Here is a 5,777-nt window from a genome sequence, read left to right on the forward strand (position 1 = left end):
TTGCCGTGTGCGGGGGCTCCGGAAGTTTTCTATTAAAACAAGCCATTACCAGCGGTGCCGACCTATTTGTCAGTGCCGATTTTAAATATCATCAATTTGCAGAAGCAGACGGAAAAATAGTCATAGCAGATACAGGGCATTACGAGAGTGAACAATTTACTAAAGAAGTTTTTTTTGAGTTACTTACAAAAAAAATCCCTAATTTTGCAGTCCGTTTGTCGAACGTTTCTACCAATCCCATAAAATACTATTAGCAGAATGGCAAAAATGGATACAAAAACAAATACCGGCGAGAAGACCGTAGAAGACAGGCTTCGTGCGCTGTACAATCTTCAGAAAGTGATGTCTGATGTTGATAAAATCCGTACGCTTCGGGGGGAATTGCCTCTGGAAGTTCAGGACCTGGAAGACGAAGTTGAGGGACTGGAGACCCGTATCACCAACCTGAATTCCGAGGTTAAAAACCTGAATAACAACATACAGGACAAAAAGAACGGTATTAAAGAGGCGGATCTTCTGATCAAGAAGTACGAATCGCAGCAATCAAGCGTTCGTAACAATCGTGAGTTTGAGTCTCTGAACAAAGAGATAGAATTCCAAAACCTCGAAAAAGAGCTTTGCAAGAAAAGAATCAAAGAATTTGAAATTGAGATGAAAGCAAAGCAAGAGGCAGTCGCCAGCTCTGAAGAGTTGATCTCTGACAGAAAAGCGGACCTGGAATCCAAAAAGAAGGAACTGGAAAATATTGTTTCCGACACTCAGGATGACGAGGATAAACTGAAGAAGAAAGCCAAAGAAATAGAGAAAGACATTGATGATCGTCTGCTTACTGCATTCAAGCGCATTCGTAAAAATGCCCGTAACGGCCTTGCTGTTGTTACCGTTGAGCGGGATGCCTGTGGTGGTTGTTTCAATAAAATTCCACCCCAGCGTCAACTGGATATTCAATCGCGCAAAAAAGTGATTGTATGCGAGTATTGCGGACGTGTTTTGGTAGACAGCGAAATCTAGAAACCGAAATCACTACAACAGGATTACAAGAACTCAAAAAAAGAGCTGCTTCTAAACAAACAGAAGCAGCTCTTTTTTTTAGTTTTTCAGAATAATGCATTTCTGAAAAGGGTTACCACAAAATCTTTGAAAATAAAAATGGCTTAAATTTTTTTCCTTTGTCCATAGATAATTTAGATAACACGAATTTTGTCACACATAATGTGCGAACTTTAACGGTCTCGACGTTACAAAAACTGTAAAACCGTTTTTATATTCTTGAAATTCGTGGACAGGAACAATTACTAAGCAATTAACAATTTGGATTTAGTCAGACTAATCCCTGACTAAATAATCCAATAGGTACGCATCTTTGTGGTGAATCATTTTTGTCAGTATTTGATTCCTTACCAACTTCCACCGGCTCCACCTCCTCCGAAGCTACCTCCTCCGAAGCCGCCAAACCCGCCTCCTCCAAAGGAACCTGAACCGGAAGAGAAATTCCCCCAGCTGCCTGAGTGACTCCTTCCACCCGAGCCCATCATGGACAAAAGCATCCAGAAAGGCAGACTCCGACCAACAGAGCTATGACGCGATTTCTGACTTCTAAATGCAGAAATAAAAACGACACCGAAAATAATCATAATCACCAAAGCTCCGGGGAACCCACTACTTTCGGTCTTTTTCATATAGCCATCCGCAGTGTACTCACCCCGTGTTAGATTGGCCAGGACCTGCACTGCCGCCAAAACACCTCCGGTATAATCATTTTGCTTAAAACGTGGAATCATTTCACTGTCCACAATTCGGTTAGCTACAGCATCGGGTACAACACCCTCCAAACCATATCCTGTGGCGATAAAGGCCTGCCCTTTTAAATCATTTGTTTTGGGCTGAACCAAAATCAAAATCCCGTTATTCTTCCCTTTTTGGCCAATTCCCCACTTTTCGGCAAGCTGGAAAGCATAACTGCCGGGGTCGTACCCCCCTAAATCGGGAATGGTGACCACTGCAATCTGGGTACTGGTCTGCCGTGCAAAATCCACAAGAGTATTTTCCAGTTGTCCTGCTACATTACTCTCCAGCACTCCGGCCAAATCGTTAACCAACCTCGGTGGTTCGGGGCGGGGCGGGAAATCATCCTGTGCAAAAGAAGAAAAAGAAATCAGCAATGCCCCAATAAGGGCTATTATTATTTGTCTCATGTATTTTTATTTTTTTGATGGAGTTAAACTTTATCCGAACGAGATTTCATCGTTTAACTCATTCACATCATCTTTCTGATAGGGAAAATGAGTTTTCAGTTGTTCCCCGCTTCGAAGAATCCCCTGAACAAGGCCTCCGGCAAAGTCTTCTTTCCGAAAGCAATTCAGCATCAGCTCTTTAATCTCATCCCAAAATCCCCCGGGGACTTTAGCATTAATGCCTGCATCGCCTAATATGGCAAATTTGCGATCCTTTACGGAAAGATAAAAAAGCACCCCGTTTCGAAGTTCAGTCTTATGCATTTTCAGCTTTTCAAAGATATAGGCTGCACGATCCATCACATCTTCGGGACAACTTTTCTCTATATGCACCCGAATTTCACCGGAAGTATTGAGTTCTGCCTCTTTGACGGCATTTACAATCTTCTCTTTCTGCTCTTCATTAAATAGGTTTTTGGCCATAATTATATTTCATTTTTATGGTTATTCACAATACTGCGTACTTATGGCAAAAACAAATCTACTCAAAAGTATTCGACACCTTCAGCGTCGGTATTGATTTTATTGAAATAGCTATAAATATAAGAGCCCTTTGGACTCCGTTCTCTTCAATTTCAGAGCTAAGATACTAACGCGAAGTTAATATTCGCAGCAGAATTGCTCCCTAAATGACGTTGAACCAATAAGGGATATTGGCTTCGTCTCAACATGTCCTCAATTAGAACCTGTTGTAAGCATCCATTTGGAGAGCATTTTCATAACGAACCCGTTTATCAAAACAACTATCACTTCTAAATGCTTAAAACTGAACTTCCGGAACCTCACTGGCCCCAGCATCTGCTTCAAAATAAGGTTTACTCTCAAAGTTAAACATCCCCGCAATCAGATTACGCGGAAAACGCCTGATGTAGGTATTGTAAGCCCTTGTAGCTTCATTGAAATTGCGCCGTTCCACTGCGATGCGGTTTTCCGTACCCTCCAGCTGGGCCTGTAAGTCCATAAAATTCTGATTGGCCTTCAGGTCGGGATAGCGCTCCATCACCACCATTAGTCGCGACAATGCAGAAGAAAGGCCCTCCTGAGCTTTCTGAAAATTTTGAAGCGTTTGTTCATTCAACTCATCCGCTGAAAGATTGATACTGGTTGCCTTGGAGCGTGCTTCAACAACTCCCTGAAGGGTTTCCTGCTCATGTGCGGCGTACCCCTTAACAGTATTCACAAGGTTGGGAACCAGATCCGCCCGTCGCTGATAAACATTCTCAACCTGCGCCCAACTGGCAGTTACATTCTCATCCAGCTCCACCATTTGGTTGTAACCGCAACTCGACAACAGAGGTATCAATAAAGCGGCAAAAAATATCCATTTAACTCGTTTCATATTATCTATTTAAGTGATTATAGTTGTGTTCCAATGCATCAAATATAGTTCCATAAAGTAACCCAAGTGCCAAACTGTCACTAACCCTTGCGTGAAAACAGCCATAATAGACCAAACGCAAGCCCTCCGTTGAGCATCAGCTTCTCAAATCCAAGACTAAATCCAAACCAATCTAATGAATTGTAATCAATAATCCCTGTCAGCAACGGTGTAGCCAGAGCAATCAGTGGAACCATTTTATCCATAACCTGTCGCCGGGTATAAAGTCCAAAAGCAAACAATCCCAGTAGCGGGCCGTAAGTATAACCTGCCAGGGTATAAACAGTGTTAATAATACTATCCTGCCCTGCCTCCCGGAACACCACGATGACAATGCCTGTAATAACAGCAAAACAAAGATGTACAAACATCCTGACTCTCCGGCCTCTCGCGGGAGTTAGTTTATTTACCTGAAGCAGATCCACCGAAAATGAGGTTGTAAGAGAAGTCAAGGCTGAGTCAGCACTGGATAGAGCCGCAGCCAGAAGGCCCAGGAAAAACAATACCCCAACCGATAATGGCAGATAACCCCCCGTTGCCACCATTGGAAACATGTCATCGGCACGTTCAGGAACGGCAATTCCTTTAAATTGCATAAAAACGACCAATAAAGCGCCCAGAGAAAGAAAAAGCAAATTGACCGGAACAAAAGCAAAACCATAAGATAAAACATTTTTTCGGGCCGCTTTTAAGTTCCGGCAACTCAGGTTTTTTTGCATCATATCCTGGTCCAACCCGGTCATAACAATGGTGATGAATATGCCTGAAAAAAACTGCTTAACAAAGTGCTGAGAAGAATGCCAGTCTTCAAATTCAAAGACTTTAAAAAAACCACTGTTCCCAATGGCATCAATCAGCCCTGCTGGCCCCATATTCATCTCCTGTCCGATATGATAAATGGTTACGCCCACAGAGGTCAAAAACAAAAAAGTCTGTAAAGCATCCGTCCAGATAATGGTTTTGATTCCTCCACGGAAAGTATAAAGCCAGATAAGCGCAATCAGAACAGAAACCGTTGTCCCGAAAGAGACGCCCAACCCGTCGAACAAGGCAATCTGCAACACAACAGCCATCAAGTACAACCGGGCAGCGGCACCCACCACCTTACTGGCTATAAAAAGCAAAGCTCCGGTTTTGTATGAACTGACACCAAACCGTCCGTCCAGGTAGGAATAAATCGAAGTAAGGTTTAGTCGATAATAGAGTGGCAACAAAATAAAAGCAATGACCATATAACCGACAAAAAAACCTGCCACCATCTGCATATAGGTAAAACCAACAGAAGTCACATAACCGGGAACCGATACAAACGTCACCCCCGATAAAGAAGCACCCACCATCCCTATGGCAACCACCACCCAGGGCGAACGCCGGTTTCCAAGAAAGAAACTTTCATTGTCGGACTTTCGCGCAGTAATTACCGAAACCGAAATCAGGATTACAAAATAAATTCCTATAAGGGATAGTATGAGTAAAGGATCCATATTAAATTGAGTTGCATTGTTTTTAACCTGAATACAAAAGAAAGAATTTTATTTGAACTCTAAATCCTTAAAACGTCAAACTCATCCGTTCACCAGCTCATCAACTCATCCGCTTAATAACTATGTTATTTTATTAACTTTGCAACAACAAAAAAGCACCAATGTCAGATATACAATTTCCGTCCAAGATACTTGAAACCGCGGTAAATGAGTTTTCCAAGCTGCCCGGAATTGGCAGAAAAACGGCGCTCCGGCTGGTTCTCCATATCCTGAAGCAGGAAAAGGAATCGGCTTACGGGTTTGCTGATGCCATTACAACACTGGCAGATGAGATTAAATATTGCAAAAGCTGTTACAACATTTCCGACAGCGACATTTGCTCAATCTGCTCGAACCCACGGCGCGACCACTCGGTTGTCTGCGTGGTGGAAAACGTACGTGATGTAATGGCCATCGAAAACACGCATCAGTATCAGGGCATCTACCATGTACTGGGAGGCCTCATATCCCCTATGGATGGAACCGGCCCCGACGACCTGACCATTTCCCCGCTTGAAGAAAAACTTAAGACGCAGGAAGTCAAAGAAATCATATTTGCACTGAGCACCACAATGGAAGGAGACACGACCAACTTTTTCCTCTACCGGAAGTTTCAGCATTATCAGGTTAAATTCTCAACCG

Annotated in this window: 7 protein-coding genes; 3 read left to right on the plus strand and 4 right to left on the minus strand. The window is 43.0% G+C overall.

Annotation, left to right across the window (positions count from 1 at the left end; all coding sequences use genetic code 11):
• Nucleotides 1-254, plus strand: a 254-nt coding sequence (locus QZZ43_RS08620) for a Nif3-like dinuclear metal center hexameric protein (RefSeq protein WP_291857955.1), incomplete at its 5' end; no start/stop codon positions are given.
• 13 nt (nt 255-267) lie between these two features.
• A complete protein-coding gene (locus QZZ43_RS08625; protein WP_291857956.1) occupies nt 268-1,011 on the plus strand; it encodes a C4-type zinc ribbon domain-containing protein in 744 nt (247 codons plus the stop codon).
• Between the two features lie 386 nt (nt 1,012-1,397).
• Here QZZ43_RS08625 and QZZ43_RS08630 read toward each other — a convergent pair whose 3' ends face one another.
• The 4 genes from QZZ43_RS08630 to QZZ43_RS08645 form a co-directional block, all read right to left on the minus strand.
• Nucleotides 1,398-2,195 carry a TPM domain-containing protein gene (locus QZZ43_RS08630; protein ID WP_291857957.1) on the minus strand — a complete coding sequence of 266 codons (798 nt, stop codon included), beginning with the start codon at nt 2,193-2,195 and terminating at the stop codon, nt 1,398-1,400.
• Between the two features lie 30 nt (nt 2,196-2,225).
• Nucleotides 2,226-2,657: a TPM domain-containing protein gene (locus QZZ43_RS08635; RefSeq protein ID WP_291857958.1), complete on the minus strand. Its 432-nt coding sequence runs from the start codon at nt 2,655-2,657 to the stop codon at nt 2,226-2,228.
• 337 nt (nt 2,658-2,994) lie between these two features.
• A complete protein-coding gene (locus QZZ43_RS08640) occupies nt 2,995-3,573 on the minus strand; it encodes a LemA family protein (RefSeq protein WP_291857959.1) in 579 nt (192 codons plus the stop codon).
• An 80-nt stretch (nt 3,574-3,653) separates the two neighbouring features.
• Nucleotides 3,654-5,096 carry a sodium:solute symporter gene (locus tag QZZ43_RS08645; RefSeq protein WP_291857960.1) on the minus strand — a complete coding sequence of 481 codons (1,443 nt, stop codon included), beginning with the start codon at nt 5,094-5,096 and terminating at the stop codon, nt 3,654-3,656.
• Nucleotides 5,097-5,257: 161 nt separating this feature from the next.
• Between QZZ43_RS08645 and recR the strand changes: the two genes are divergently transcribed.
• Nucleotides 5,258-5,777, plus strand: a 520-nt coding sequence (gene recR / locus QZZ43_RS08650; RefSeq protein WP_291857961.1) for a recombination mediator RecR, incomplete at its 3' end; no start/stop codon positions are given.

It is taken from the genome of Marinilabilia sp. (genome assembly GCF_016278715.1).
Classification (GTDB): Bacteria; Bacteroidota; Bacteroidia; order Bacteroidales; family Marinilabiliaceae; genus Marinilabilia.